This window comes from Amycolatopsis sp. MJM2582, assembly GCF_000754115.1.
In the GTDB taxonomy this organism is placed as follows: domain Bacteria; phylum Actinomycetota; class Actinomycetes; order Mycobacteriales; family Pseudonocardiaceae; genus Amycolatopsis; species Amycolatopsis japonica.
The window spans coordinates 424881-451660 of the sequence record NZ_JPLW01000002.1; the positions used below are offsets into that span (position 1 = coordinate 424881).

At 70.2% G+C, this 26780-nt stretch carries 28 protein-coding genes; 17 read left to right on the top strand and 11 right to left on the bottom strand.

What is annotated here, in order from left to right:
• Positions 1-88 precede the first annotated feature (88 nt).
• Positions 89-1075, bottom strand: coding sequence for a LysR family transcriptional regulator (locus ED92_RS12235; protein WP_037337065.1), 987 nt, complete (start codon positions 1073-1075; stop codon positions 89-91).
• Between the two features lie 90 nt (positions 1076-1165).
• Here ED92_RS12235 and ED92_RS12240 point away from each other — a divergent pair, with 90 nt between their 5' ends.
• The gene (locus ED92_RS12240) at positions 1166-2581 is read left to right on the top strand and encodes an aminopeptidase P family protein (RefSeq protein ID WP_037337067.1); all 1416 of its coding nucleotides are present in this window, start codon (positions 1166-1168) and stop codon (positions 2579-2581) included.
• A gap of 314 nt (positions 2582-2895) precedes the next feature.
• Here ED92_RS12240 and ED92_RS12245 read toward each other — a convergent pair whose 3' ends face one another.
• Positions 2896-4029, bottom strand: a complete 1134-nt coding sequence (locus ED92_RS12245; protein ID WP_037337070.1) for a hypothetical protein — start codon at positions 4027-4029, stop codon at positions 2896-2898.
• A gap of 225 nt (positions 4030-4254) precedes the next feature.
• Here ED92_RS12245 and ED92_RS12250 point away from each other — a divergent pair, with 225 nt between their 5' ends.
• The 8 genes from ED92_RS12250 to ED92_RS12285 all read left to right on the top strand — a co-directional run bounded on the left by ED92_RS12250 (position 4255) and on the right by ED92_RS12285 (position 12537).
• Entirely contained in the window at positions 4255-4854 is a 600-nt protein-coding gene (locus tag ED92_RS12250; RefSeq protein ID WP_037337072.1) for a helix-turn-helix transcriptional regulator, read from the top strand.
• A 78-nt stretch (positions 4855-4932) separates the two neighbouring features.
• Positions 4933-6105, top strand: coding sequence for an FAD-binding oxidoreductase (locus ED92_RS12255; protein ID WP_037337076.1), 1173 nt, complete (start codon positions 4933-4935; stop codon positions 6103-6105).
• Positions 6102-6410: a (2Fe-2S)-binding protein gene (locus ED92_RS12260; protein ID WP_052120494.1), complete on the top strand. Its 309-nt coding sequence runs from the start codon at positions 6102-6104 to the stop codon at positions 6408-6410. Before ED92_RS12255 ends, ED92_RS12260 begins: the two co-directional genes overlap by 4 nt.
• A complete protein-coding gene (locus ED92_RS12265; protein ID WP_037337078.1) occupies positions 6407-7768 on the top strand; it encodes an NAD(P)/FAD-dependent oxidoreductase in 1362 nt (453 codons plus the stop codon). Before ED92_RS12260 ends, ED92_RS12265 begins: the two co-directional genes overlap by 4 nt.
• Positions 7765-8676, top strand: coding sequence for a dihydrodipicolinate synthase family protein (locus tag ED92_RS12270; protein WP_037337081.1), 912 nt, complete (start codon positions 7765-7767; stop codon positions 8674-8676). The genes ED92_RS12265 and ED92_RS12270 overlap by 4 nt, the downstream gene beginning before the upstream one ends.
• On the top strand, positions 8677-9678 hold the full coding sequence (locus tag ED92_RS12275) for a proline racemase family protein (RefSeq protein ID WP_037337085.1): 1002 nt from the start codon (positions 8677-8679) through the stop codon (positions 9676-9678).
• 55 nt (positions 9679-9733) lie between these two features.
• Positions 9734-11176: an amino acid permease gene (locus tag ED92_RS12280; RefSeq protein WP_037337087.1), complete on the top strand. Its 1443-nt coding sequence runs from the start codon at positions 9734-9736 to the stop codon at positions 11174-11176.
• Complete coding sequence (locus ED92_RS12285) at positions 11173-12537, top strand: aldehyde dehydrogenase (NADP(+)) (RefSeq protein ID WP_037337092.1); 1365 nt, start codon at positions 11173-11175, stop codon at positions 12535-12537. The genes ED92_RS12280 and ED92_RS12285 overlap by 4 nt, the downstream gene beginning before the upstream one ends.
• A gap of 83 nt (positions 12538-12620) precedes the next feature.
• Here ED92_RS12285 and ED92_RS12290 read toward each other — a convergent pair whose 3' ends face one another.
• The 3 genes from ED92_RS12290 to ED92_RS12300 are packed head-to-tail and all read right to left on the bottom strand — an operon-like array spanning position 12621 to position 15660.
• On the bottom strand, positions 12621-13835 hold the full coding sequence (locus ED92_RS12290) for an amidohydrolase family protein (RefSeq protein WP_037337095.1): 1215 nt from the start codon (positions 13833-13835) through the stop codon (positions 12621-12623).
• Positions 13832-14272: a GAF domain-containing protein gene (locus ED92_RS12295; RefSeq protein ID WP_037337098.1), complete on the bottom strand. Its 441-nt coding sequence runs from the start codon at positions 14270-14272 to the stop codon at positions 13832-13834. Before ED92_RS12295 ends, ED92_RS12290 begins: the two co-directional genes overlap by 4 nt.
• Entirely contained in the window at positions 14269-15660 is a 1392-nt protein-coding gene (locus ED92_RS12300) for an MFS transporter (RefSeq protein ID WP_037337101.1), read from the bottom strand. The genes ED92_RS12295 and ED92_RS12300 overlap by 4 nt, the downstream gene beginning before the upstream one ends.
• A 144-nt stretch (positions 15661-15804) precedes the next feature.
• Here ED92_RS12300 and ED92_RS12305 point away from each other — a divergent pair, with 144 nt between their 5' ends.
• The 5 genes from ED92_RS12305 to ED92_RS12320 all read left to right on the top strand — a co-directional run bounded on the left by ED92_RS12305 (position 15805) and on the right by ED92_RS12320 (position 19014).
• Positions 15805-16731, top strand: coding sequence for a MurR/RpiR family transcriptional regulator (locus tag ED92_RS12305; protein ID WP_037337104.1), 927 nt, complete (start codon positions 15805-15807; stop codon positions 16729-16731).
• Positions 16732-16810: 79 nt separating this feature from the next.
• The gene (locus ED92_RS42895; RefSeq protein ID WP_162483736.1) at positions 16811-16975 is read left to right on the top strand and encodes a hypothetical protein; all 165 of its coding nucleotides are present in this window, start codon (positions 16811-16813) and stop codon (positions 16973-16975) included.
• Between the two features lie 95 nt (positions 16976-17070).
• Positions 17071-17376, top strand: a complete 306-nt coding sequence (locus tag ED92_RS12310) for a hypothetical protein (protein WP_037337108.1) — start codon at positions 17071-17073, stop codon at positions 17374-17376.
• A complete protein-coding gene (locus ED92_RS12315; protein WP_037337111.1) occupies positions 17369-18481 on the top strand; it encodes a VanZ family protein in 1113 nt (370 codons plus the stop codon). Before ED92_RS12310 ends, ED92_RS12315 begins: the two co-directional genes overlap by 8 nt.
• Positions 18482-18585: 104 nt before the next feature.
• Entirely contained in the window at positions 18586-19014 is a 429-nt protein-coding gene (locus tag ED92_RS12320) for a hypothetical protein (protein ID WP_052120496.1), read from the top strand.
• On the opposite strand, the gene ED92_RS12325 is transcribed toward ED92_RS12320, so the two are convergent.
• From ED92_RS12325 to ED92_RS12340, 4 genes are all read right to left on the bottom strand, one after another.
• Positions 18987-20081: a S1 family peptidase gene (locus ED92_RS12325; RefSeq protein WP_037337114.1), complete on the bottom strand. Its 1095-nt coding sequence runs from the start codon at positions 20079-20081 to the stop codon at positions 18987-18989. The two genes, ED92_RS12320 and ED92_RS12325, sit on opposite strands and share 28 nt — an antisense overlap.
• A 309-nt stretch (positions 20082-20390) precedes the next feature.
• A complete protein-coding gene (locus tag ED92_RS12330) occupies positions 20391-21296 on the bottom strand; it encodes a M56 family metallopeptidase (protein ID WP_037337117.1) in 906 nt (301 codons plus the stop codon).
• Positions 21293-21655, bottom strand: a complete 363-nt coding sequence (locus ED92_RS12335; RefSeq protein ID WP_037337120.1) for a BlaI/MecI/CopY family transcriptional regulator — start codon at positions 21653-21655, stop codon at positions 21293-21295. Before ED92_RS12335 ends, ED92_RS12330 begins: the two co-directional genes overlap by 4 nt.
• Positions 21656-21692: 37 nt before the next feature.
• Positions 21693-22739, bottom strand: coding sequence for a C40 family peptidase (locus ED92_RS12340; RefSeq protein WP_037337123.1), 1047 nt, complete (start codon positions 22737-22739; stop codon positions 21693-21695).
• Between the two features lie 165 nt (positions 22740-22904).
• Here ED92_RS12340 and ED92_RS41870 point away from each other — a divergent pair, with 165 nt between their 5' ends.
• Genes ED92_RS41870 through ED92_RS12350 form a run of 3 tightly spaced genes read left to right on the top strand, consistent with a single transcriptional unit; the run spans position 22905 to position 25534 of the window.
• Positions 22905-23201: a hypothetical protein gene (locus ED92_RS41870; protein ID WP_200882697.1), complete on the top strand. Its 297-nt coding sequence runs from the start codon at positions 22905-22907 to the stop codon at positions 23199-23201.
• A gap of 54 nt (positions 23202-23255) precedes the next feature.
• A complete protein-coding gene (locus ED92_RS12345; RefSeq protein WP_052120498.1) occupies positions 23256-24305 on the top strand; it encodes a PLP-dependent cysteine synthase family protein in 1050 nt (349 codons plus the stop codon).
• Complete coding sequence (locus tag ED92_RS12350) at positions 24302-25534, top strand: MFS transporter (RefSeq protein ID WP_037339854.1); 1233 nt, start codon at positions 24302-24304, stop codon at positions 25532-25534. Before ED92_RS12345 ends, ED92_RS12350 begins: the two co-directional genes overlap by 4 nt.
• Here the strand turns inward: ED92_RS12350 and ED92_RS12355 are convergent.
• Positions 25513-26079 (bottom strand): vitamin K epoxide reductase family protein, encoded by a 567-nt coding sequence (locus ED92_RS12355; protein ID WP_037337126.1) that lies wholly within the window; start codon positions 26077-26079, stop codon positions 25513-25515. The genes ED92_RS12350 and ED92_RS12355 overlap by 22 nt on opposite strands.
• The gene (locus tag ED92_RS12360) at positions 26076-26744 is read right to left on the bottom strand and encodes a thioredoxin domain-containing protein (protein ID WP_037337129.1); all 669 of its coding nucleotides are present in this window, start codon (positions 26742-26744) and stop codon (positions 26076-26078) included. The genes ED92_RS12355 and ED92_RS12360 overlap by 4 nt, the downstream gene beginning before the upstream one ends.
• Positions 26745-26780: the final 36 nt, after the last annotated feature.

The following is a 26780-nucleotide window of genomic DNA, read 5'->3' on the forward strand; positions in this document are numbered from 1 at the left end:
CTCCGTTCGCCCGGTACGGGAGGTCAATCGCGGCGAGGCGGGATCGGGTTACAGGCTGTTCGAAACCGGTGGTTTCACACCGGTCCCGTCAAGAACCGGCCGCCCGGAAGAAGTCCACCAGCCCGTCCCACGACTGGGAATCCCGCCGCCGCTCCCACCACGTCCGGAACGGCGTCGACGCCATCGCGTGCCGCGTGTACGACGTCATCACCGCGCGGTAGACGTTCTCCGCCTGATCCCACGTCAGCCGTTCCTTGCGCCACGCCAGCACGAGCCGCATCCGCATCGGGTCGCCCTTCAACGGCCGGACGACCATGCCGGGAAGTTCGGGCGCGGTGGGTTCCACGAGCTGCACCGCCTGCCCGGCGGCGATCAGATGGCGTCCGCCGCCGTTCGGGCATTCGAAGCGGATCCGCGGCGTGAATCCCGCGCGATGTGTCGCGGCGCGCAACGACGTCAGCGAGCCGTCCTCGGGACCGGGCGGCCCGATCCACGCCTCGTCCGCGAGGTCGGCCAGGTCGACCTCGAAACCGCCGGCGAGCCGGTGCCGTGCCGGTATGCCGACGAAGACGGGCAGCCACGAGAACAGCACCCGGTGCCCGAGATGCTTCGCCAGCGGCACTTCCTGGTCGTCGGACATGGCGATGACGGCGATGTCCAGTGTCGCCCGGGCGAGCGCCTGCGCCAGCACCGCGCTGGAGGGTTCCACGTGGACGGTGACGTCCAGCCCCGGCAGCGCGTCGTCCAGCCGCTCGACGAAGGTGGGCAGACAGTCCATTTGGGACGATCCGAGCCGCACCGGGCCGTCGCCGAGCGCGCCGAGGAGATCGCTCTCGAACCGGTCGAACTCCACGAGCAGGGTCAGCGCGCGGCGCAACGTCTGCTCGCCGACCGGGGTCGGCGTCACGCCGGTGTGGCTGCGGACGAACAACGGCGCGCCGATCTGCCGTTCGAGTCGCTGGAGCAGCGAGGTCAGCGAGGGCTGGGACATGCCCAGCGCGGCGGCGGCCTGCGAGAGGCTGCCCGCTTCGGCGATGGCGCAGATCGCCCGCAGGTGCCGGATCTCCAGGGCCATAGGCGGAGTCTATCGCCGCCGGTCATTACGGCCGGGTCCGTCGCGGTGCGAAGGTGCGGCCAGGACCATGACTACCTGAAAGGGGTGCCGATGACCGGTGACCGAACCCGGCCGGATCTGCGCGCGCTGCTGGCCGCCAAAGGGTTCCGGAACTGGATCAGCGACGGCTGGGAGCCCGCGGACGACGTGGTGGAGGTGCCGCTGGGCACCGCCGAGGCGGCCGCCGCACATCGTGGCAGGCTGTCGGCGGAACTGCCCGGTCAGCGCATCGCGCTCGCGGCGGGCCGGGCCGTGGTGCGGTCCAACGACACCTTCCACGGCTTCCGCGCCGACAGCGATTTCGTCTGGCTCACCGGTTGCCAGCGTGAGGGCGCGATCCTGGTGATGACCCCGGCGGGGGACAGCCACCACGCCACGTTGTACGTCCCGCGGCCCGCCGAGGGGCACGAGCCGGACTTCGTCGGCGACGCCGACACCAGCCCGCTGTGGGTCGGCTCCGCCGCCGGACCGGCCGCGTACGGGGACGCGCTCGGCATCGAATGCCGCCCGCTGGAGGATCTCCCGCACGGTTTGCGCGGGCGGAACCCGAGTTTCCTGGTCGGTGCCGGGGTCGATCCCGCGCTCGACGCGTACCGCTTCGGCCACAGCGAGCGGCTCCGGACGGTCCTCGCCGAATTGCGCCGTATCAAGGACGACTGGGAGATCGGCCAGCTTCGTGACGCCGTCGACGCGACCGCCCTCGGCTTCGCGGACGTGCTGGCCGCGCTCCCGGAGGCGGTTCGCGGCGGCGGGGAACGCTGGCTGCAGGGCACCTTCGACCGCCGTGCGCGCACCGAAGGCACCGGCCCCGGCTACACCTCCATCGTGGCCGCCGGGCCGCACGCCCCGATCCTGCACTGGACGCGCTGCGACGGGAAGGTGACCGAGGACAGCCTGCTGCTGCTCGACGCCGGCGTCGAGGTGGATTCCCTGTACACGGCCGACATCACCCGGACCTTCCCGGTCGGCGGGGAGTTCACGAAGGCCCAGCGCGACGTCTACGACCTGGTGCACAAGGCGCACGTCGCGGCGCTGGGCGAGGTCCGCCCCGGTCAGGACTACGGCGCTTTCCAGGCGACGGCGCTGCGCGTGCTCGCGGAGGGGTTGCACGATTGGGGACTCCTCCCGGTGTCGGTGGACGAAGCGCTGTCGCCGGACGGGCAGCAGCACCGGCGGTACATCGTCTGCGGTACCGGCCATTTCCTCGGGCTGGACGTCCACGACTGCGCCGCCGCGCATCCCTCCACCTACCGCGAGGGCACGCTCGCCGAGGGGATGGCGCTGGCGGTCGAGCCGGGTCTGTACTTCCACGCCGGCGACCGCACCGTGCCGCCCGAACTGCGCGGCCTGGGCGTCCGCATCGAGGACGACGTCGTGGTCACCGGATCGGGATACGACCTGCTCTCCGGCGGTTTCCCTTCGACCGCCGACGAGATCACCGCCTGGGTCCAGGCAGCCAGGGGCTGAAGGACGCTTTCCCCGCATCCGACGCGGTGAAGGGGGCTTTGGGCGCAAGGACCGCCGTGTCTTAGGTACCTACGATCGTGCGGTTTCGCGTGACTGAATGGACGACACGCGTGACTGAGTGGACGACACGGGTGTCTGGACGGACGACACTCTCGCGGCCGAGTCCCAGCGCGTGTCGTCCATCCAGTCACGCGTGTCGTCCCCCTGATCACGCGTGTCGTCCATGTAGTCACGCGTGTCGTCCACTCACGACCCGCTGTGATGACGCCATCGACCACCGCACGCACCAGCCGATGGCGTCATCACCTGTCGCGTCAGTACGAGATGGTGTGGCCGGCGAGGATCCGCTCGGCGGCACCGGTCGTGGACAGGCCCGCGGCCGGCCGGTCCTCGGTGAAGTACTCGCGGAAGTCCTGGCTGAAGTCGCGGGTCATCAACGCGATCGTGCGGTTCCAGTTCCCGCCGTCCGGTCCGTCCGCCGCCCACAGGTCGAGCAGCGACGAGCCGACGCGCCCCTGCACGGTGTCGCCGTCGTCCCAGCCGGGGGTCGAGGCGTCGTTCTCGAAGCTGTACGAGCTGCCGTTGTCGTAGACGTAGCGGTAGTCGCCGAGGGCGTAGGCGGCGACGGCGTCGGCGAAGCCTTCGGTCCACGCGCACGATTCCGAGCTGTGCTTCTCGATGTAGTGCGGGTTGCAGCCGGTGACGACGGGGAAGTCGCGGCCGTAGAGCTGCCACTGCAGCCAGTGCCCGGCCTCGTGGAGGATGAGGTGCTTCGAATCGGGCATGGTGTTGCCGAGGAAGACGTAGTTCGTGTTCGGGTAGTCCCAGTAGCCGCCGTCGGCGACCTTCGGATCCCAGACGAAGGTGATCTGGTCGCAGCGGCCGTCGGACTGCCGGGCCGTCCAGCACGAGGACGACGGGTTGGCGCGCTTCCAGTACAAGACGTTGAGCGTGTCCACGACCTTCCACGCGCGCTGGAGCGTCGAGGGCACCTTCACCGTGCCGAGGTCCTGGGTGCCGGAGACGTTCGTGCGGCGCGCCGAGTCGAACGTGTAGTCGGTGGTGTTGTTCGCGGCCTTGACGACCCGCCACATCGCCGTGCTGCTCGACCGGAAGCGCACGTACGCCTCAGCCAGGGACGCCGTGTGGCAGGCGGTGAAGCGACCGTCGGAGGCGCCGGTGATCCCGGCGGCGAGCCGGGTCGTCGTGCCGGAACCGGTTCGGCCCCACAGTTCCCAGTTCGCGTTCCGGGCGACCTGGGTGCGCAGCGGCTTGCTGGTCCCGGCCTCCGCGTCGAGATGGTCGAAGACGAGCGTGCCGGTGAGACAGGCGTTCGCGGCGGCGGTCGCCGGCGGCGCGACGGCGGCCGCGGTCAGCCCGAGGGTGGTGATGAGCACCGCGCCGAACGCCCGAAGTCGTCGGCCTGCGGATCTGCGGATCAGCTGCACGGGAATCTCCTCGCTGGCAGGAACGACGGTGCGCCCGTGACCCTGTGTCGACGGTGACACACCGGTTGGTGAAGGAGTTTCATCGCGGCCCGCGCCGCCCACCATCGCGCCGCCCCATCGGCCGCGGCTATGCCCTCCCCGTCGCGGGGCGTGTCATGATGTCCGCGAACTCGATCGGCAAAGCGAACGAGATCGTACGGTTTGACGAACGACAGGGGAGAAGCGGTGGAGGACGAGACGCCCTCGATCCGGGACATGCTGGCGGTCAACCTGCGCGCGGCCAGGGCGGCGAGGGGGATTTCGCTGTCGGAGCTCGCCCGGCGGTCGGGAATCGGCAAGGCGACGCTGTCCCAGCTGGAGTCCGGTGGCGGCAATCCGACCATCGAGACCGTGTTCAGCCTGTCCAGGGTGCTGGAGGTGGCGATCTCCGACCTGCTCGACCATCGGGCGGGCGGTGCGCTCACCGTGGTGCGCGGCGCCGACGTCGAGGTGCTCAGCGGCGAGGGAGTGGATCTCCGGCCGCTGCGGCGGATCGAGACCGGTGACGGCGTCTTCGAGGTGTACGACCAGGTCGTGCGCGGGGACGCGCCGCAACGTTCGCAGGGGCACGTCGGGGTCGAGCACACCATCGTGCAGACCGGATCGCTGCTGGTCGAGGTCGCGGGCCGCAGCGTCGAGGTCGGCCCGGGGGATTACGTCGCCTTCGACGCCCGCGAGCCGCATTGCTACACCGCTTCGGCGGGGCCGGTGCACTCGGTCCTGTTGCTGCAGTACCGCGCCGACGAACGGCTCGACGGCAGGCCGCATCCCGTGCTGAAGGGCTGACCGCGCCCGAGGTATTGACACCCGTCCTGGGTGGAACCTACTCTCCGATCGTTCGCTTTACCGAACGCTGGAGGGTCGTTGAACCGAACGCGTGTGGTTGTCCTCGGCGCGGGGATCGTCGGCGCCGCGTGTGCCCGTGAGCTGACCCTGGCCGGGTTCGACGTCGTGGTCGTGGATCGCGGCCGTCCCGCCGGAGGGACCACGTCGCACGGTGAGGGCAACATCCTGGTCTCCGACAAGGGACCTGGCGCGGAACTCGAACTCGCGAAGCTTTCGACCGCGTTGTGGCCCCGGGTGGTCGCCGAGATCGCCGACGAGGACGCGCGCGCCGCTACGTCGATCGAGTACGACCCCAAGGGTGGCATCGTCGTCGCCACCACGGACGACGGAGCCGTCGCGCTCGCCGCGTTCGCCGCCTCGCAAACCGGGGTCCGCGCGGAACCGTTGTCCCATAAGGAACTTGCCGAGGCTGAGCCCGCGCTGACCCGCGAGGTGACCGCCGCGTTCCACTACCCGGAGGACGCGCAGGTCCAGCCCGCGGGCGCGGCATTGGCCCTGCTGGGCTCGGCTCTACGCCATGGCGCCCAGTTGCGCTTCGACACCGAGGTCGTCGGCGCGACCGTCCACAACGGACGGATCACCGGCGTCCGTGTGCCCGGCGAGGTGATCGCGGCCGACGTGGTCGTGAACGCCGCGGGCCCGTGGGCCGGCCAGGTGTCGGCGCGCCTCGGCGCCCCGATCGCCGTCCGCCCCCGCCGTGGCGAGGTACTGGTGACCACGCCGATGCCGGGTGTGGTGCGGCACAAGGTCTACGACGCCGATTACGTCGGTGCGGTCGGCGCCGACTCTGGCGAGTTGCAGACGTCCGCCGTCGTCGAGTCGACCTGGGGCGGCACCGTGCTGATCGGTTCTTCACGCCGCCGGGTGGAGTTCGACGACGCGATCCGCCCGGAGGTGCTGAGCGCCATCGCGGTCAAGGCGCTGCGGCTGTTCCCGTCGCTCGCCGACGCCGCGATCATGCGTGCGTACGGCGGCTTCCGGCCGTACGTCGACGATCACCTCCCGGTGCTCGGCGAGGATCCGCGGCTCGGGAACCTCTGGCACGCCACCGGGCACGAAGGCGCCGGGATCGGGCTGAGCGTCGGCACCGCGCGGTTGCTGCGCGAACTGCTCACCGGGACCGAGCCCGCGATGCCGGTCGGCGAGTTCACCGTGGACCGTTCCGCGGTACTGGCGGAGGTGGCGGCATGAGCGGATGGCTGCTGCCGCGCGATCGCGATCCGGTGGACCGCACCGACCGGCCGATCCGGATCACCGTCGACGGCGAACCCGTGACCGGGATCGAGGGCCAGAGCGTGGCGGGGATGCTGCTCGCCGCGGGACGGACCTCCTGGCGGACCACGCGTTCCGGGGCTCCGCGCGGGGTGTTCTGCGGGATCGGCGCGTGTTTCGACTGCCTGCTCACGGTGAACGACGTGCCCGACGTCCGCGCGTGCCGCCGTCCGGCCGCCGACGGCGACGAAATCCGCACCCAGTCACGGGAGGAGACGGCGTGAACGTGGTGATCGTCGGCGCCGGGCCCGCCGGGCTCGCGGCGGCCGAGCACGCGCTGCGGGCCGGTGCCCGGGTCACGGTGCTGGATCAGGCGGAGACCCCCGGCGGCCAGTACCACCGGATGCTTCCCGAGGTCTATGCGGCGAAGCGTCCGGACCGGATCCAGCACGGCCGGGCGGACTTCGACCGGCGCCGCCGGATCCTCACGCATCCGCGATGCCGGTGGTGGCCCGGCTCCACCGTCTGGGCGTTCGACCGGGCGGAGAAGCGGGTGCACGTCCTGCGGGGACCGTCCGACGGCTCCGGACGGGAGCGGCTGACCCTCGTCCCGGACTCGCTGATCCTGGCGACCGGCGCGCACGACCGCACCTTGCCGTTCCCCGGCTGGGAACTGCCCGGCGTGTACACCGCGGGCGCGGCTCAGGCGCTGGCGAAGGGGGAGCGGGTCGCGATCGGCGGACGGGTCCTCGTCGCCGGTGCCGGGCCGTTCCTGCTGCCGGTCGCGGAATCCTTGCTGGGCGTCGGGGCCGAGGTGGTCGCGGTGCTGGAGGCGAACCCGGCCTCGACCGTCCGAAAAGGATGGTCGTCCCGGCCGTGGCACCTCACCGCGCACGCCGGGAAGGCGGGTGAGCTGGCGCGTTACGCCGCGACACTGGCCAGGCACCGGGTCCCGTACCTGATGGGCCGGACGGTGATCGAGGCCCGCGGCGCCGACCGCGTCCGCGAGGTCGTGACCGCGAAAGTGCGCGCGGACTGGTCCGTCGTGCCCGGTACCGAACGCGTCTACGAGGTCGACGCGGTCTGCGTCGGCCACGGTTTCAGCCCGCAGCCGGAACTGGCCGTCGCGGCGGGCTGTGCCCTGGACGACGGGTTCGTCCGGGTCGACACCGCCCAACAGACCACAGTGGACGGTGTCTTCGCCGCGGGCGAGATCACCGGCATCGGCGGTGCGATCACCGCCGCTGCGGAAGGCGCGGTCGCCGGCTGCGCCGCCGCCGGAGGAACGCCGGACGCGGCACTGCTCCGCGCCCGCGATCGGGCCCGCGCCTTCGCCGAACGTCTCGCCGCCGCCCACCCGATCGGCCCGGCCTGGCGAAGCTGGCTGCACGAAGACACGATCGTCTGCCGTTGCGAGGAAACCACGTACGGCGAACTGAAGCGTGCGACCGAGGACGCGTCCTGTCCCGGACCGCATGCGCTGAAACTCGGCACCCGTGCCGGTCTCGGCCCGTGCCAAGGCCGGATCTGCGGCCCGACCGTAGCCGAACTCTGCGGTGGCGCCGAACGGCACCACCGCCCGATCGTCCAGCCGATCCGGCTGGGCGAACTCGCCGCCCGAACCGAAGGAGAACCTGAATGAGCACCCCCGACCTCGGTGGCGTCGTCGTCGCGACCGCCCTCCCGTACCGGGACGACGCGTCGGCACCCGCCGGGCTGGCCGTGGACTACGACGCCTACGCCGCGCACTGCCGGTGGCTGGTCGACAACGGCTGCCGGGGCGTCGGCCCGAACGGCTCCCTCGGCGAGTACTCGTCGCTGACCGACGAGGAACGCCGCCGCGTCGCCCGCACCGCGATCGAAACCGTGGGGAACGACGGGATCGTCGTCGTCGGCGTGCACGGCCCCGGATCGCACCAGGCCAAGTACTGGGCCGAAGTGGCCGCCGAGGACGGCGCCGACGGCCTGCTGTGCCTGCCGCCCACGATGTACCGGGCGAACCGCGGCGAGGTGCTCGCGCATTTCGAGGCGGTGGCGTCGGTCGGCCTGCCGGTGATGGTCTACAACAACCCCATCGACACGAAGGTCGACCTCACGCCCGCGCTGCTCGCGGAGATCGCGCAGATCGACAACGTGGTCGCGGTCAAGGAGTTCTCCGGCGACGTCCGCCGGGTGCTGGAGATCCGCGAGCAGGCACCGGGCCTGGACGTGATCAGCGGTGCCGACGACGTGGTGCTGGAGAGCCTGCTGATGGGCGCGACGGGCTGGTTCGCCGGATTCCCCAACGTGTTCCCCGCCGAGTCGGTGCGCCTGTTCGACCTGGCACGGTCCGGCAAGCTCGACGAGGCCAGGGCGCTCTACGAACCGCTGGTGGCCGCGTTCCGCTGGGACTCGCGTACCGAGTTCGTCCAGGCGATCAAACTCGGGATGGACCTCGTCGGCCGGTACGGCGGGCCGTGCCGTCCGCCGCGGGGCGCGCTGACCGAGGAGCACCGCGAGCAGGTCACCGCCGACATGCGCCGCGCGCTCGCCTCGCTGGGGGTGGCGTAGGTGCGGTCGATCCGGTCGATCACCGCCGTCGACTCGCATACCGAGGGCATGCCGACCCGGGTGGTGACCGGCGGGGTCGGCGTCATCCCCGGCGACACGATGGCCGAACGCCGCCGGTACTTCATGGCCCACCTGGACCATCTGCGGCAGTTCCTGATGAACGAGCCGCGCGGTCATTCGGCGATGAGCGGCGCGATCCTGCAGCCGCCGACCAGGCCGGACGCCGACTGGGGTGTGGTGTACATCGAGGTGTCCGGCTGCCTGCCGATGTGCGGGCACGGCACCATCGGCGTCGCGACCGTGCTGGTGGAGACCGGCATGGTCGAGGTGACCGAACCCAAGACCGTGGTCCGGCTGGACACCCCGGCCGGGCTCGTGCACGCCGAGGTCGAGGTCCGGGACGGCCGCGCGGTCCGCGTCAAACTGCGCAACGTCGCGTCGTTCCTCGCCGAGCGGGACGCCGTCGTCGACGTGCCGGGGCTGGGCGAAGTGCGTTACGACCTGGCCTACGGCGGCAACTTCTACGCCATCCTCGAACTGTCCCAAGTGGACATCCCGTTCGACAGGGCGGAGAAGGACCGGATCCTCGCCGCGGGGCTGGACATCATGGCGGCCATCAACGACCAGCGGCCGCCGGAACATCCGGCCGATCCGCTGATCGGCGGCTGCAAACACGTCCAGTTCCTCGCCCCGGGCTCCGACGCCAAGGCGTCACGGAACGCGATGGCGATCCATCCCGGCTGGTTCGACCGATCACCTTGCGGCACCGGCACGTCGGCCAGGATGGCGCAGCTCCACGCCCGAGGCGAACTCCCGTTGCACACGCCGTTCGAGAACAGTTCGTTCATCGGCACCACGTTCACCGGTGAGCTGGTCGCCGAGACCACCGTCGGCGGCGTCCCCGCGGTGGTGCCGGAGTTCTCCGGGCGGGCCTGGATCACCGGCAACGCTACCTATCTGCTGGACCCGGACGACCCGTTCCCCGCGGGGTTCGTCCTCTAACCCCGCTCCCCACCGCCGACCCGGGCCGCCTCGCGCGGTCCGGAAGGGATTTGTCATGCCCGAATCAACGACGATCCGGCCTCAGCCCAAGCTTTTCTCGCGCTCCGGGCTCTTCCGGCGCAAGTCCTTCGAAGGTCCCGACGAGGCCGGTCCCGGCGGGCTTCCCCGCACGATGGGCCTCTGGCAGTTGGTCTCGCTCAGCCTCGGCGGCCTGGTCGGCGCCGGGGTCTTCTCGCTGGCGGGTGTGGTCGCGAACCAGCAGGCCGGACCCGGCGTGATGATCTCGTTCCTGATCGCGATCATCGCCAGCTCGGCGGCCGCTCTGTGTTACGCGGAGTTCGCCGGGCTCATCCCGCGTGCCGGATCCGCGTACACCTACTCGTACGCGGCGCTGGGGGAGATCGCGGGCTGGCTGATCGGCTGGGATCTGCTGCTGGAGTACACCGCGATCGTCGCGGTGGTGGCGATCGCGGTGTCCGGCTACCTGTCCTACGTCGTGGAGCAGGTCGGCCTTGACCTGCCGTCGTGGATGCTCGGGGCACCGGGGACCGGGCCGGGGCACCGCGTCGACCTGTTCGCCGCGCTGCTGTGCCTGCTGCTGGCGTTCGTCCTTTCCCGTGGCAGCAAGCAATCCGCCCGGTTCGAGACGGCGCTGGTGGTGATCAAGCTGGCGATCGTGGCGCTGGTCGTGGTCGCCGGCGCGTTCCACATCTCGGCGGGGAACTTCAGCCCGTTCCTGCCCTACGGCATCGGCGGCGCGGTCGCGGGAGCGGCGACGACGTTCTTCGCGGTGTACGGCTACGACGCGATGACGGCCGCCGCGGAGGAGAGCGTCGAGGCGAAACGGTTGCTGCCCAAGGCGATCATCGTGTCGCTCGCCATCGCGGCGGTGATCTACCTGCTGGTGTCGATCGTGCTGGTCGGCATGCAGCGCTACGACCAGATCGACGTGCACAGCCCGTTTTCGAGCGCGCTGGCCGCGGTCGGGCTGGCCGGGCTGGGTACGGTCGTCGCGGTCGGCGGCATCCTCGGGATCACCACGTCGGCGTTCGCGAACATGCTGGCGGTGTCGCGGATCTGGTTCGCGATGAGCCGGGACGGCCTGCTGCCGCGGTACTTCGCCCGCACCCACCCCCGGCGCAGGGTGCCGACGCGGGTGATCTGGCCGGTCGGGATCGGCTCGGCGGTCATCGCGGGCTTCCTGCCGATCAAGGAGGCCGCGGATCTGACGAACATCGGGATCCTGGCCGCGTTCATCGTGGTGTCGATCGCGGTGGTGGTGCTGCGGCGCACCCGGCCGGATCTGCCGCGGTCGTTCCGCACGCCGTGGGTCCCGTTCGTGCCGCTGGTCGGGGTGGCGTTCGCGGTCTGGCTGATCGCGAACCTGGACGCGCTGACCTGGCTGCGGTTCGCGGCCTGGATGGTGCTCGGGCTGGTGGTGTACGCGCTGTTCGGATTCCGGAACTCGGCGGAGAACCCGGAAAGGAAGGAAGCATGAAGGAAATCGAACGGGCGGCGGAGATCGCCGCCGCATGGGCCGCCGTGCCGCCGACGACGCGGGCAGAGGTGATCACCGGTGTCGCCGACGCGCTGGACGCGGCGGGGCCGTCCCTGATCGAGATCGCCGACGCGGAAACCAGGCTGGGAACCGCACGGCTGACCGGCGAACTGGCCAGGACGACGTTCCAGCTGCGGCTGCTCGCGGCCGGGAGCGGCGCGTACTACGACGTCCGGATCGACCGCGCCGACCCGTCGTGGCCGCCCGGGCCGCGTCCGGAGCTGCGTCGCTATCGGACCGCGGTGGGGCCGGTGCTGGTGTTCGCCGCGAGCAACTTCCCGTTCGCGTTCAGCGTGGCGGGCGGGGACACGGCGTCGGCGTGGGTGGCCGGGTGCCCGGTGGTGGTCAAGGCGCATCCCGGACATCCCGAGTTGTCCCGTCGCACGGCGGCGATCATCGAAGAGGCTCTCGGCCCCTGGGGTGACATCTTCGGCCTCGTCGAAGGAGAATCCGCAGGCGTGGAGGCGCTGCGTCACCCGGCGATCGCGGCCGCCGCGTTCACCGGATCGGTGGCGGGAGGCCTCGCTCTGGCGCGGATCGCGGCCGAACGGCCGGTTCCGATCCCGTTCCACGGCGAGCTCGGCAGCGTGAACCCGGTGATCGTCCTGCCGGGCGCCGCGCGCTCTGAAGACCTGGCGGCGGGCTACGCAGGCTCGCTGACACTGGGCAACGGGCAGTTCTGCACGAATCCGGGTCTGGTGTTCGCGCCGTCGGAGAGCCCGTTCGTGGAGCTCGTCGCCGAACGGTTGCGCGGGATCCCGGCCGCGCCGTTCCTGAACGACCGGATCGCGTCCGGCTTCGACGCGGGTGTGGAGCGGCTGACCGGGATACCGGGCATGCGCGAGGTCGTCGCCGGTCCTGGAGCTCGGCTGCTCGAAATCGACCTGGCCGACTTCGTACCTGAGGCGGCCGAAGAGTGCTTCGGTCCGCTGGGCGTCGTCGTCCGGTACTCGCGGCTTTCCGACGTCCTGCCGGTGCTGTCGGCGTTGCCCGGTCAGCTGACGACGACGGTGCACGCGCTGCCCGAGGAGTCCTCCGAAGTCGAAGCGCTGCGGCCGGTGCTGGCCGACCGCAGCGGGCGGATCCTGTGGGGTGGCTGGCCGACCGGGGTCGCGGTGACCGCCGCGATGCAGCACGGCGGACCGTTCCCGGCGACGACGTCACCGGCGTCGACCTCGGTCGGGACGGCGGCGGTGGACCGCTTCCTGCGTCCGGTGTCCTATCAGGACTGGCCTTCGCACCTGCTGCCGGAACCGCTGCGGGACGACAACCCTTGGGGTGTTCCGCAACACTTCTCGTGAGCTTGAAGTCCGTGAAGGCCTCCTTCCCTACCTTCAGAGTAGGGAAGGAGGCCTTCACGGACCGGACCAGGTGGCCGCGCGAGTCAGGCGGACACGACGGTCCCACCCTGCACGACGTACCGGAACTTCTCCGGCTCCGCCAGCACGCCGACGTCCTCCAGCGGATCCCGGTCGACGATCACCAGATCCGCGTGCGCGCCCGGCGCGAGCGTGCCGATCTCGCCGGTCAGGTTCAGCAGATCCGCCGCCGTCGACGTCGCGGAGCGGATCACCTCCAGCGCGGACTGGACCTCGCCGCGCAACCGGAACTCGTGGTTCTGGTGCCGGTGCATCCCGCCGAGGAGATCACTGCCGTACACCAGTTTCACCCCGCCGCGCGCGGCCCGCTCCAAAGCGGCCATACCCGCGCCGAGCACCTCGTCGACCTTGCGCCAGCTGGATTCCGGCAGCCCGTGCTCGCGCCCTTCCTCCTTCAGCGCCCAGTACGTCACCAGGGTCGGGACGAGGTACGCGTCGTGCCGGAGGAACAGTTCGACACTGAGATCGTCGATCAGGTTGCCGTGCTCGATCGACCGGACACCCAGTTCCAGCGCGCGGTTCACCGCGCGGGCGGTGTACGCGTGCGCGGCGACGTAGCGGTTGGCGGCTTCTGCCTCCTCGACGATGGCGCGCAGCTCCTCGCCGGAGTACTGCGTCGAGTCGATCCGGTCGGTGGGGGAGGCGACGCCGCCGGAGGCCATCACCTTGATGTGGTGCGCTCCCTTGCGCAGTTCGTCGCGCGCCGCCGCGCGGACCGCGTCGACCCCGTCGGCGACCCGGCCGAGACCGGCGCAGCACGGGTGGTCTTCGCTGGTGTTGGCGCCCCGCGTCCGGCTGTCGCCGTGCCCGCCGGTCTGGCTCAGCGCGCGGCCGCAGAACAGCAGCCGCGGGCCGCGGAACAACCCCTCGGCCTGTGCGTCCGAGAGGCCGTAGTCGGCGCCGGAAGCGTCACGGACCGTCGTGAAGCCCCGGTCCAGCATCCGGCTCATGGTGCGGGCACTGTGCGCGGTCACGTACGCCGGTGACGACGCGGGCAGCGACCCGAGATCCGCGGTGGACGCGGTGACGTGCACGTGGGCGTCGACGAGCCCCGGCAGCACGAACGCGCCGCGCAGGTCCTCGGTCCGCGCGTCGCCCGCGGTGAGACCGGTGCCGATCTCGACGATCCGGCCGTCGGCGCACCGGAGGTCGCCCTCGGTGTACTCGCCGGTGACCGGGTCGAGCAGGCGGGCGTCGCGCAGCAGCAGCGATCCGTTCATCGGGTCTCCTCCAGGAGTTCGCACAGGGCCGGGACCGCCAACGGTGCCAGAGATCGCGCCACCGCGACGGAATCCTCGTCGTAGTGGCCTTCCGCGTCGAGGAGGTTGAGGACGCCGAGGGTGCGGCCGTCGTCGACCACCGGCACGTTGATCACCGCCCCGCAGCCGAGGCTGTCGATGAGTTCGTGGTCGGCGAAGATCTCCCGCACCGCCGCGCTGTCGGGTCCGAAGTACGGCTCCTGCCCGGTGATGCACCGGTCCAGCCACCCGGCGGCGACCTCGACGGTCTTCTCGCCGCCGACCGGGTATTCGACGGGGTGGCTGCTGTGCACTCGCCGCAGCGCCCGCCGTTCGGGCACCCAGGCCAGCACGGTGAACAGCCGTACGCCGATCGTGGCTCGGGTCTTGTCCTCCACAGTGGACAGTGACACGGTCACTTCGTCATCTCCTTGGCGGTTTTCACGGGCGCGCCGTGTTCGGTCAGTTCTTCCAGGGAACGGCCGGCGGTGGACAGGCCGAACACGACCACGCACACCACCCCGGCCGCGAGGACAGCGGTGGTGAGGCCGAAGACGCCCGCGAAGCCGAGGCTGGCGGCGGACAGGCCGATGATCGTCGGGGCCAGGATGCTGCCGACCCGGCCGAACGCACTGGACAGCCCGGTGCCGCTGGCGCGGATCCAGGTCGGGAACACCTCGGGGGTGTAGGAGTACACGCCGGCGTACGTGCCGTTGAGGAAGAACGACAGCACCGCCCCGGCGAGGGTGATCGACCACGGCGCGTCCATCTGGCTCAGCCAGAACGCGCTCACCGCCGACCCGGCGAGGTACAACGCGATGGTGTGCTTGCGGTCGAGCCGTTCCGACAGCCACGCGGCGGAGAAGTACCCGGGGATCTGCGCCAGGTAGATGATGATCGAGAACTCGAAGCTCTTGGTCACCGTGATGCCGCGCTCGACGAGCAGCGTCGGGATCCAGGAGAAGAAGCCGTAGTAGGAGAACGTGATCACGAACCAGACGGTCCAGATCACCGCGGTGCGGCGGGCCATCGCCGGGCTCCACAGGAACTTCAACGCGCTGAGGAGATTGACCTTGGGGGTCTCCGTCGCGGGCTGGGCATCGGCCTCGGCGACGGCCGGAAGTGCTTGCCCTGTCGCCTTTTCGACGTCCCGTTCGAGTTTCGAGACGATCTTTTCGGCCTCGGCGTGACGTCCGTTCGCGACCAGGAACCTCGGTGATTCCGGCAGCGAGCGGCGCCACCACAGCAGCATGACGATCGGCAGCGCGGTGATCAGCTGTGCGACCCGCCAGCCCTCCGGCACGGTCGGGACGACGAACCGCCCGATCAGCGCGGCCATGACGAATCCGAACGAGAAGAACCCGGCCAGCGCGCCGACGAACCAGCCGCGTCGTTTGGCGGGGACGAATTCCGACAGGAACGGCGCGATGATCGCGCTTTCGGCGCCCGCGCCCGCTCCGGCCAGCACCCGCGCGCCCAGGAAGACCTCGTAGTTGGGGGAGAAGGCCGCGACCACCGAGAACACCGCGTAGAAGGCGAGCGCGTACATCATGACCTTCTTGCGGCCGATGCGGTCGCCCAGCAGGCCGGCGGCGATCGCGCCGAACAGAAAGCCGAACGGCGTCGCCGATCCGATCAGCCCGAGCTGGCCGTTGTCCAGGCCCCAGGCGGCTTTCGCGCTCGGCAGGAGGAAGGCGACGACGGCGGAGTCCATGCCGTCGAAGGTGTAACCGAGTCCGCCGATGAGCAGGAGTTTGTAGTGGGGACGGCTCAGCGGGAGCCGGTCCAGTCGGGCCAGAAGCGTCATGGGGAACGCCTTCCGTGGTTCGGGCGACTAGGAGAGACGAGAGTGCGGACAACGTATACTGCGTTTCGGCAAAACTGCAATGGTCGTTGCAAGTGGTTCGACGGGCACGATGCGTTACCGTGGCGCGGTCGAGGGAGGGCGTGCGTGACAGAGACGGGAACCGACGACGGTTTCGAGGCGTGGCTTCGGGATCGGACACCGGAACGAGGCCTGCGGCCGAAGTCGGCCGCGGTGCTCGAGGTGCTGGTCTCGCAACCGCGCCGGGCGTCGTTCGGCTCGACGGCGGAGCTCGCCCAGCTCGCCGGGGTCAACGTCGCCACCGTCACCCGGACGGCGCAGGCGCTCGGGTTCGCCGGCTGGCCGGCGCTGCAACAGGAGTTGCGGGCGCGGTACATGTCGTCGCTGAGCGCGCCGCAGGTGGCCGAGGAACACCGGGATGTCGACTCGCCGGGTTCGGCTTCGTTGCGCCGGGACCTCGACAGCCTCGCCCTGCTCAACCGGCGGTTCGCCGAGGACGAGATCCGCCAGGTCGCCGAAGCCGTCGCGGGGGCGCGCCGGACGGTCGTCATCGCCGACGGCAGTTACGCCGCGGTCGGGATCGCGTTCGCGCACAACGCCCGGCTCGCCGGGTACGACGTCCACGCGATCACCGCGGGCGACGCCGAACTCGCCAACGCCACGGCGAAGCTCTCCTCCGAAGACGTGCTCATCGCGATCAGTTTCTGGCGCCTGTACGAAAGCACCGTGCTCGCCGCGAACGAAGCGAAGGCCAGGGGAGCACGCGCCTTCGCCATCACCGACGCGGCGAGTCCCGCGCTCGCGGGCGCCGTGGAGCAGGTGTTGATGGTGCCCGCCGAGGGCGTGACCTTCTTCCCGTCGCTGACCGCGGGGATGAGCCTGGTGCAGGCGATCGTCGCGCAACTCGCCGCCGTCGACCCGGTCCGCACCGGGGAGTCGATCGAGGCGGCCGAGGCCATGTGGTCGCGGTTCGACCTGCTGCACCGTCGCCCGGGATCGGCCGATCGGACAGTGCCGAAAAGGCCGACCGGTGGAGGCGTCTCCGCCGGATGACCGATCCGCCGCCCCCTGCCGGGAGGCGATCCTGGTTCCAGGCCGCCGGAACGGGCGGCACGGGAACGAGGAGGCCGAAATGACGATCATCGCGACTTTGGGTGCCTACGCCGGGTTCGCGCTTCTGGTGCTGATGGCGGCGACGCCGCTGCTGGTCGAACTCGACCAGCGGTTCCCGGTCACCCGCCGGGCGAACGCGGCCGAACGGGAACGCCGCATGCCCGCCGGGCTCGCGTCGGCGTGACGCAGAGCACAGATTCGCTCCCCGACTACCTCACGTGAGTGATTCGCACTCCGCCAATTCGTAACTTTGTGTCGCGCTATGGAACGCTCTGTGACGTGACCGTGGATTTCTGCACCAATGCCCAGCCGTCCGACACCTTCGCGGAGTTCCGGAGGAACGTCGACGAACTGACCCAGGCCTTCATCGACGCCTGCCGTCAGGGCCGTACGCCGGGCGATGCTTCCCTCGACCTGCTGCAGCGGGTCCATCGCGAAGACCGCAACTGGGTTGTCGTCCACCTGACCTTCGCCATCGCGGCGCTGGCGCATCAGCGCACGCTGGCGCCGTCCGACGCCGTCACCCGGCCAGGTGGCGTGACGGGTGCGCCGGAGCGCGCGTTGTTAGCTTCCGCGAGTGACTGATCCGACCATCTCCGCGGTCATCGCGGTGTTCGCGGGTTTCGTGCTCGCGGGCTTCCTGGCCGTCCCGTACATCGCCGCGAGCTACCGGCGCCGCGGCGAACTCGGGCTCTGGCGGGTTCTGCTGGTGTTCGGGTTCCTGGTCTACGCCATGTCGCTGTGGACGTACACGTTGCTCCCCATCCCCGAGACGACGACGGCGTGGTGCGCCGAACACGCGTCCAGCCATCTGCAACTGCGCCCCTTCCAGTTCGTCGCCGACATCCGCCGTGAACAGACCGGCGCGGGGCTGCGGGCGTTCCTGCGCAATCCGGCCGTCCAGCAGGCGGTGTTCAACGTCGCCTTGTTCGTGCCGCTGGGGATGTTCGTGCGGCACCTCTTCCGGCGGGGTTTCCTCACCACCGTCGCCATCGGCTTCGTGGTCTCGTTGTTCATCGAAGGCACCCAGCTGACCGGGGTCTGGTTCCTGTTCGAGTGCCCGTACCGGCTGGCCGACGTCGACGACCTGCTGACCAACACCCTCGGCGCCGCCGTCGGGTTCGGGCTCGCCCCGTTGCTGCGGCTGCTGCCGGGGAACGAACCGTCCGCGCCGCCCGGGACACCGCGGCCGGTCACCGCGCGCCGCCGCTTGCTCGGGATGGCCGTCGACGTCGTGTCCGTCATCCTGCTCGGCACGACGGTCGGGATCGTGACGACCCTGCTCGTGGGTGAACCGAACACCGTGGTGACCGCGCTGATCGGCACCTTCCTGCCCGCGCTGCTCCTGCTGTTCGTCATCCCGGTGGTGGGTAACGGCGCCAGCTTCGGGCAGCGCGTCGTGTTGCTGCGCCCCGCCGGTCCGGACGGCGGGAAACCCGCCCTGTGGCGGATGATCGTGCGATTCCTGACCGGGTCCGGCGGCTATTTCACGCTGCTCACCCTGGCTTCGGTGGTCAATGGAGGCTTCGAGCCGCTCGCGAACCTGCTGTTCTTCGCCAGCGGCATCCTCGCGATCCGGCCCGAAGGCCACCAAGGACTTTCCGGACTGATCGCCGGCCTGCGCATGGCCGACGTGCGGGCGCTCGACGACCAGGAGGTGCCGAGTCTCGTGCGTGGCAAGGACGGTTAGAACCGTCCTTCCCACGCACCAGGCTCGCCACCCGATCGGGTCGACCCTGCCGTTCCCGCGAGTCATTCCGCCTGGCAGGAGGCACGGGCCGGAACACTCGCCCGGTGGACGTGGAGTCGATGGACGACGTGGCCGACTGCCTGCTGTCGGTGGCCTGGAACATCTTCCCGTTGATGGGGAAACCTCCCGCGAGCCCGGGGAACCGGACGGAGGAGATCCGGACCCTGCTCGTCGACGCCTGCCACGACGCCGGGATGCGCGCCCGCGAACGGGCCGCGTCGCACGGAGCGGGAACCGAAGAGGAACGCCGTCCCTTCCTGCGTCTCGCGGAGATCGGAACCGACGCGAACCTGTTCCTGGGCATGGTTTCCGGCACGCTGGTCGCCGATCCCGAGCGCCTCCGCCGCCGCTGGGCCGAGATCGAGACGCTCGTCCTCGAAGCGGGGGAGCTCGCCGCGCTGATCGAGGGGCGACCGGAGGACCGGCCGCCCCTCGCCGCGGGAGATCAGTCCTTTTCCAGCGTCAGGTCGTAGCGGTCGAGCACCTCCTTGACGGGCTGGAAGAACGTGGTGCCGCCTTCGCTGCAGTCACCGGAGCCGCCCGAGGTCATGCCCTGCGCCTGCACCAGTTTCGTGCCGGAGCCCGACGAAGGACGGCTGACGAACGAGCCGCCGGAGTCACCGGGCTCGGCGCAGGCGTCGGTCTGGGTGAGGCCTCGCACGATGTTCCCGTTGCCGTAGTTCACCGTCTGGTCCAGGGCTTCGACGCGTCCGCAGTGCCAGTGGGTGGTGATCCCGGACCGGCAGATCCGGCCGCCGACACCGACCACGTCGGCCCCCTCGATCCGTACGTCGGTACCGTCCTCGTAGCGGTCGACGCGGGGCGGGGTCGAGACGTCGGAATGCGTCACCTTGACCGTCCCGTAGTCGTTCCCGGGGAAGGACGATTTCGCGACCTTGCCGATCGTGCCGCCGACGCCGCGCACCGTGCCGCCGAGTTCGGTGCAGTGGCCCGCGGTGATCACGTAATGGTCGTCCTCGTCGTAGGCGTTGAACCCGACCGAGCAGGCGCCACCGCTGAAGTACAGACCCTGGCCGCCGACCACGCTCCACAACGGCCGCGGCGCGCTCTTCACGTGGTCCACCCGTACCGGTACGCCGGCGGAGGCGGCCCACGCCCGGCCCGCGGGATCACCGCCCACCACGCTCACCACGACCTGGTTCGCCGGTACGTCGACGTACCAGCCGGCGACCGAATCGGGCAGATCCCCGGTTCTGTTGTCCAATGTGGACTGGATTCGCTTCAGTTCGGCGGTGCTGTGCCTGAGTACCTTCGGATTCGCGCCCGCGGCGCGGATCCTGGCCGACTGGCGCGCGTCGGTGGTGCCGACGACGAGTTCGCCGGTCGTGGTGTCCAGCCAGGTGCCGGCGAACGCGGCGCCGAGCGAGGTGCCGAGTTTCTGCTGCGCGGCGGCCAAAGTGGCCGGTCCGGCCGCTTCGTTCAGCACCGCTGTCGCCGCCGAAGCCGGGGCCGCGAAGGCGGTGACTGCCGCCGCGGCGCCGATCAGGACGGTCAAGGTGCGCAGGGGGCGTCGGATCACGAAAACCTCCAGGAAATTCAGTGCGGGAAACCCTCCTCATTCGACGTTACGACAACGGGACGTCGCGCGAATGCCGCCATTTGAGTAGCGCTGTGAATTCGCCTTTCCGGCTCAGTGGAATGGTCATCCCTCACTCGTGTGAGTGGAAACTGCACGATTTGCCGTCCCCGATTCCCTGACCGGCGAACGACTGACAGCGACGTGCGTACGTCCATTCGGGAAAGCGGCGGTCAAGGCCGGAAAACGGGGATCACCTGATGGTGTCCGCGCTGAACCCGTTCGTCCGCATCGGTGACGAACGCGTTTCTTTCACCAGCAGGAAACAAGGCCCGCCGTGAACATCATGCCGACGGTGAGCACGGGCGGGGCGAACAAGGCCAGTGTTCCGCCCGCGACGGCCCGCACCCGTTCCGGAAATCGCGACGGCCCGCTCGGGTGCCGCGCCAGCCAACGCAGCCGGAGCGCGGTGTCGCCGTCGGCGGCCTGGATGGACAACAGCGCCGAGCGCACGGTGTCCGGTCCGTGCCCGGCCGCGGCCGCCCGGTCGGCCGCCAGTTCGACCAGCAGCCGGACCGCGCCGGGGAGTTCTCGCATGAGCGGCACGAAACGCAACGTGCGGCCGAGTGTTTCGGCGCAGCCGGCGAGGAAGTGGTGCCTGCCGCGCAGATGGGCGCGTTCGTGGGCCAGCACCGCGGCCAGTTCACGGGACGACAGCCTTCCGGCCAGACCCTGGCTGGCGACGATCAGGCCGTCGCGGCCGCCGAGGCTGTAGGCGATCGGACGATCGTCGGGCAGCCACAGGGTCGGCCCCGGTCGCGCGCCGGACAGCCGGAGCACGTCGAGATGGCGCCGGTGCAGGAGCGTGCTGCGTTTCCGCCGCCGCGCGGTGGACAGCGCGAGCCGGGCCGCCGCGATCGCGAGCGCGATGGCGGCGAAGGTCCCGGCGACCGGATCGAGGCCCGGAAGGCCGCTGTGGCCGACGGCCGCCCAGCATTCGTGGAGGATCCGGGTGATGGCCCCGGCGGGGCCGTGGTCCGGCAGGACGAGGAGCAGGACAGCGCCGAGCGTGCCGGCGAGGACGCCCGCCGCGGTCAGCAGCCACCACGCGAGCGCGGTGCCGGGGCTGATCCCGCCGGCGGTCAGCCTGCCCAGCAGCCGGGGTGAGAACCAGCCGGTCACCACCACGCCGAACAGGAGCACCGCCGCCAGGATCATCGCTTGCCGGGCTTCCGTCGCAAGGCCCGCCGCAGGATGTCCGACTCCTCTTCGGTGACCGAGCGCGCGAAATGCAGCAGCACGGATTCCCGGTCTTCCGAAGCGTCGAGGAGTTCGCGGAGGCTTTGTGCGGTGGCCTCCTCCCGGGTCGCCACGGCGCGGTAACGATACGCGCGATTCTCCATTTCGCGTTCGACCCATTCCTTGCGGTGCAGGTTGTCGAGCACGGTCATCACCGTGGTGTAGGCGAGGTCGCGATCCCGGTTGATCGCATCGAGGACTTGGCGCACCCGCAAGGGTTCCGCCGCGTCCCAGAGCACGTCCATCACCGACGCTTCGAGCTCGCCCAGCCGTTGCATGACACCTCCGCCGGGAAGGATACTGTGCCGCCCCCGCTCAGCCGACGACGCGCCGTGCGCCCATCAGGTGCCCGTCGCCCTTGACCGAACGGACGTCGACGAGCTGGCCCTCGGTCGGCGCGTCGACCATCTTGCCGCTGCCGACGTACATTCCGACGTGGTGGATGGCCCCGGGATTGCCGGTTCCGTCGTCGTAGAAGACGAGGTCGCCGGGCACGAGCGCGTCCAGCGGGACGGGCTTCCCCACGGTGTACTGCTGGCGGCTGGTGCGCGGGAGCGAGATGCCGGCCTGCTTGTACGCCCACGACGTCAGGCCGGAGCAGTCGAATTCGCTCGGCCCGGTGGCGCCCCATTCGTATTGTGAGCCCCGTTTGGACAGCGCCGCCTGCAGTGCGTCGTTCGCGGCGCCGGGCGGGCCGAGATAGGAGCCCTTGTCCTGGACCTTGCCGAGTTTCGCCTTGTCCGCGGCCGGCAGTTCGCCGAGTGCCTGCCGCACCTTGGCGATCTGGTCGTCGAGGTCCTTCTTGCGGGTGCGGACCTGCTCCAGCGCCACCGTCGCGTCGTTCGCCGCGAGCTGGGCCGTTTCCCGCGCGTCCGCCGCCGTGGCGCGTGCCGCCTGGGCCTTCCCGAGCGCGTCACGCAGGCCGTTCAATGCCTTGGCCTTCTCGTCGGCCAGGACCGACAGCGCCGAGGAACGGTCGAGGAACTCCTGCCTGCTGCCGCTGTCGAGCAGCAGGACGGCGTTGCCGAGCCGCTCGCCGCTCATCGCGGACCGCGCGATCGCCTCGGCCTGGGGCCGGAACCGATCGATCGCCGACTGGGCCTGCGTGAGGTCTCCGTTGGCCCGGCCGAGAGCGGCCGTCGCCTGGTCGCGCTCGGTCTCGCGGGTCTTCAGCCGGTCCTGGGATTCCTGCAGGTCCTCGTCGGCCTTGGCCGCCTGGGCGCCGAGTTCCTGATAGCGCCGCATCGGATCCTGGCCGTCCGGCGCCGGTTGCGCGCTCGCGGGGAGCGCACCGAAGCCGAGGAGCATGAGGGCGGCGGTGGCGGCGAGGGGATGCCGCGGCGAGCGCCTAGAGGGGGTCACGGGTGCCGAATCTCCTGTCGCGCAGGTTCAACTATCGCGCTTAGTAGTACGGGGACGGTTGTGAGCGTGCGGTGAAGTCCTACTAAGACACCTAGTACTAAGACGCGTGGGAGATTTGCTACGGTGGGAACCGTGAGTGTCTCTCCGGCTACTCTTCGTCGACTCGTGGTGGCCTTGCTGCTGCTGGTCGTGGCTGGTTCGGGAGCTGTCGGCTGCCTCGACGGGCACGTCGAGGCAGCCGCCACGTCGGCTTCGCATGACTGCCCGCCTCGTGAGGGACACGCGCACGCCCGCTCGCTCACCACCCTCGCCGTGCGAAGCGAGGAGTCTCCCTCGGCGCCGGATCTTTCGTCCTCGACGGTGGGCGTGGTTTCGCCCGTGCCGCAAGGGAAGACACGTCTGCTTTCCGCCGGGCGGAGGGGATACCGGACACTCGTCGAGTTGTGCGTTTCGCGGACCTGATGGACGTCGCACCGTCCTGCTTCCGTCCGTACCGCACAGAAAGACGAATCCTCGATGAACGCTGTCCTGCCCCAGCGCGCGGCGCTTGCCGTCGGCAACACGCCCGTGCTCTGGATCGACGAACGACTCACCGGCTCCGGTAAGGGTTTCTGGGCCAAACTGGAGGGCTTCAACCCCGGCGGCATGAAGGACCGCCCCGCGTTGCACATGGTGGCGGCGGCCAAGGCCCGCGGCGAGCTGGCCGACGGCGCGACGATCGTCGAGTCGACCAGCGGGACACTCGGGCTCGGGCTCGCGCTGGCCGGGATCGTCCACGGGCATCCGGTCACCCTCGTCACCGATCCCGGGATGGAACCGATCGTGCGGCGGATGCTCACCGCGCACGGCACCCGCGTCGACCTCGTCACCGAACCCCATCCGGTGGGCGGCTGGCAGCAGGCGCGCCGCGACCGGGTCCAGCGGGTGCTGACGGAACACCCCGGCTCCTGGTGTCCTGACCAGTACCACAACCCGGACAACGTCGACGCGTACGCGGGCCTTGCCGAGGAACTGGCCGCGCAGCTGGGCCGGATCGACGTGCTGGTGTGCTCGGTCGGCACCGGCGGGCATTCGGCCGGGACCTTCCGCGCGCTGCGGCGGTATTCCCCGCAGCTGCGCCTGATCGGCGTGGACACCGTCGGCTCGACGATCTTCGGGCAGCCAGCCACCTCACGGCTGATGCGGGGGCTCGGGTCGAGCATTCATCCGCGGAACGTCGACTACGACGCGTTCGAGGAGGTCCACTGGGTCGCCCCGGCCGAGGCGGTGTGGACCTGCCGCCGTCTCGCCGCCGCCCAGTACGCGACCGGCGGCTGGAGCGTCGGCGCGGTCGCCCTCGTGGCCGCCTGGCTGGCCCGCACACACGATCCGGACGTGCGGATCGCCGCGATCTTCCCGGACGGCCCCCAGCGTTACTTCGACACCGTCTACAACGACGAGTACTGCGCGGGACACGGGCTGCTCGACGTGGCCCCGGCGAGGGAACCGGACGTCATCGGCCACCCCGGCGAACGCGTGGTGGAACGCTGGACCCGGTGCCGCACGATCGTGGATCCCGCACGGTGACCGGGTTCGCGGAGCGGTTCCGGTCGTTCGACCGGCCCAGCAAGGTGCTGATGGTCAACCAGTTCACCATCAACGTCGGGTTCTACATGCTGATGCCGTACCTGGCGGGCTATCTTTCTGGCCCGCTGGGGCTGGCGGGCTGGGCCGTCGGTCTGGTGCTGGGCATCCGGAACTTCTCGCAGCAGGGCATGTTCCTGGTCGGGGGCACGCTGGCCGACCGGTTCGGCTACAAACCGCTCATCGTCGCCGGATGCGTGCTGAGGACGGCGGGGTTCGCGTTGTTGAGCGTGACATCGTCGTTGCCGTCGCTGATCGTCGCGTCCGCGGCCACCGGATTCGCCGGGGCGCTGTTCAATCCGGCGGTCCGCGCCTATCTGGCCGCGGACGCGGGGGAGCGGCGGCTCGAGGCCTTCTCGGTGTTCAACGTGTTCTACCAGGGCGGGATCCTGGCCGGGCCGGTGGTCGGGCTCGCGCTGACCGCCGTCGACTTCCGGTTGACCTGCCTGGTCGCCGCCGCCGTCTTCGGCGTCCTGACCGTGGTGCAGATACGGGCGCTGCCCGCGCACGAGAACGAACGCGACCGCTCGTCGGTCTGGTCGGATTGGCGCGTCGTCATGGCGAATCGCTACTTCCTGCTCTTCGCGCTGGTCATGATCGGCTCGTACGTGCTGTCCTTCCAGACCTATCTGGCGCTTCCGATGGAGGCCCGCCGGATCACCGGATCGGAGACGTCGGCGACCGTGCTCATCGCCGGGCTGTTCGTGATCTCCGGCGGGCTCGCGATCGCCGGGCAACTCAAGATCACGGCCTGGGCCAAGGACCGGTGGCCGCCCGGCACCTGCCTGGCCGTGGGCATGACGTTCATGGCCGCGGCCTTCGTCGCGCCGCTGACCGTCGCCAGGGCGGGCCCGGTCGTCGCGGGAGCCGGATTGCTCGTCTCCGCGGCCCTGCTGGCGGTGGGGACGGTCGTCGTCTTCCCGTTCGAAATGGACACCGTCGTGCGGCTTTCCGGCGATCGGCTCGTCGCCACGCATTACGGCTTCTACAACACGATCGTCGGCGTGGGCATCCTCCTCGGCAACCTGTTCACCGGCACCGTCTTCGACCTCGCGCGCCGGGCGGGTTTCCCGGAGTTCCCCTGGCTCGCCTTGACGGTGATCGGTGCCGTCTGCGCCTTCGGGTTGCGTGGTCTCGACCGGAGCCGTCTTCAGACGAGCGTCGTCCAGTAACTCCAGAAGGCCTGAAGGACCGCGACGGTGACGGCGGCGTACCAGACCACGAGCACCACGCTGTGGTACCGGAGCGCCGCCTTCACCTCCGGTCCTTTGTGGAGGTTGTGCAGGGTCGTGTACCAGAAGACGGCGATGGTGATCGCCCACACGACCATGCAGTAGGGACACAGTGCGCCGATGACGTACAGGCTCTGGATCATCAGCCAGTGCACGAACACGACACCGAGTGCCGAGCCGATCTGGAGGCCCAGCCAGTACCACCGAGGGAGCCGCGCCCCGCCGAGCAGGACGACCCCGGTCGTGACGACCACGCCGAATCCGGCGATCCCCAGCAGCGGGTTCGGGAAGCCGAACAGTTCCGCCTGCGGTGTCTTCATGATCGAGCCGCAGCTGAGGACCGGGTTGATACTGCAGGTCGGGATGTAGGAGAAATCCTTGAGCAGCCGGAACTTCTCGATGGTGAGGACGAACGACGCCAGCAGCCCGATCGCGCCGCCGGCGAGCAGGACCCACGGCGTCGCCCGGACGGCGAACGGCTTCACTTGGCCAGTTCCCGGTCGATGGCCGCCTTGAGGCCCTGATAGGACGGCGAGCCCGAGAACTTCACGCCGTTGACGAAGAACGTCGGTGTGCCCTCGACGCCGATGTTCGCGCCGTCGGTGCGGTCGGCCAGCACCCGGCCGAGGGTGACTTGGTCGTCCAACGCGGTCTCGAAGGCCTTGAGATCGAGGCCCAGCTGCCGCGCGAAGCCGAGGAAGGTTTCGCGATGGGAGACCTGCTGGTCGCCCCACTCCGGCTGCTTCTCGAACATCAGGCGGTACATCGGTTCGAGCTTGCCCTGTTGGCCCGCCGCTTCCACGGCCCGGGCGGCGAGCTCGGCGTTCCGGTGACTGGGGATGGGGAAATAACGCATGACGAAGGTGACCCGGTCGCCGTACTCGGCTCGGAGCCGCTCGACGCCCGGGAAGGCGGCGCCGCACGCCTCGCATTCGAGGTCGAGGAACTCCACGACGGTCACCTTGCTGCCCGGCGGGTCGGAGAGCCGGTGGCTGTCGGGCCGGACGAGGATCGACGCGGGTATCACCGGAGGCGCGTCCGCCTGCGCGGCTGGGGTGTCGTCACCGAGATTGGTGAAGACGAGCAACGCGGCCACGACCGCGATCACGACGGCCACGACCGTCAGGGAAACCTTGGTGTTCTTGGTCATTCTGTTGTGTCCTTGGCTGGGTTCCGGCAACTGAAA

Excerpts from the sequence above, each read along its gene's own strand:
- ED92_RS12235 (WP_037337065.1), bottom strand. The coding sequence starts at position 1,075 with ATGGCCCTGGAGATCCGGCACCTGCGGGCGATCTGCGCCATCGCCGAA.
- ED92_RS12240 (WP_037337067.1), top strand. The coding sequence starts at position 1,166 with ATGACCGGTGACCGAACCCGGCCGGATCTGCGCGCGCTGCTGGCCGCC.
- ED92_RS12260 (WP_052120494.1), top strand. The coding sequence starts at position 6,102 with ATGAGCGGATGGCTGCTGCCGCGCGATCGCGATCCGGTGGACCGCACC.
- ED92_RS12270 (WP_037337081.1), top strand. The coding sequence starts at position 7,765 with ATGAGCACCCCCGACCTCGGTGGCGTCGTCGTCGCGACCGCCCTCCCG.
- ED92_RS12280 (WP_037337087.1), top strand. The coding sequence starts at position 9,734 with ATGCCCGAATCAACGACGATCCGGCCTCAGCCCAAGCTTTTCTCGCGC.
- ED92_RS12285 (WP_037337092.1), top strand. The coding sequence starts at position 11,173 with ATGAAGGAAATCGAACGGGCGGCGGAGATCGCCGCCGCATGGGCCGCC.
- ED92_RS12290 (WP_037337095.1), bottom strand. The coding sequence starts at position 13,835 with ATGAACGGATCGCTGCTGCTGCGCGACGCCCGCCTGCTCGACCCGGTC.
- ED92_RS12300 (WP_037337101.1), bottom strand. The coding sequence starts at position 15,660 with ATGACGCTTCTGGCCCGACTGGACCGGCTCCCGCTGAGCCGTCCCCAC.
- ED92_RS42895 (WP_162483736.1), top strand. The coding sequence starts at position 16,811 with ATGACGATCATCGCGACTTTGGGTGCCTACGCCGGGTTCGCGCTTCTG.
- ED92_RS12330 (WP_037337117.1), bottom strand. The coding sequence starts at position 21,296 with ATGATCCTGGCGGCGGTGCTCCTGTTCGGCGTGGTGGTGACCGGCTGG.
- ED92_RS12335 (WP_037337120.1), bottom strand. The coding sequence starts at position 21,655 with ATGCAACGGCTGGGCGAGCTCGAAGCGTCGGTGATGGACGTGCTCTGG.
- ED92_RS12345 (WP_052120498.1), top strand. The coding sequence starts at position 23,256 with ATGAACGCTGTCCTGCCCCAGCGCGCGGCGCTTGCCGTCGGCAACACG.
- ED92_RS12360 (WP_037337129.1), bottom strand. The coding sequence starts at position 26,744 with ATGACCAAGAACACCAAGGTTTCCCTGACGGTCGTGGCCGTCGTGATC.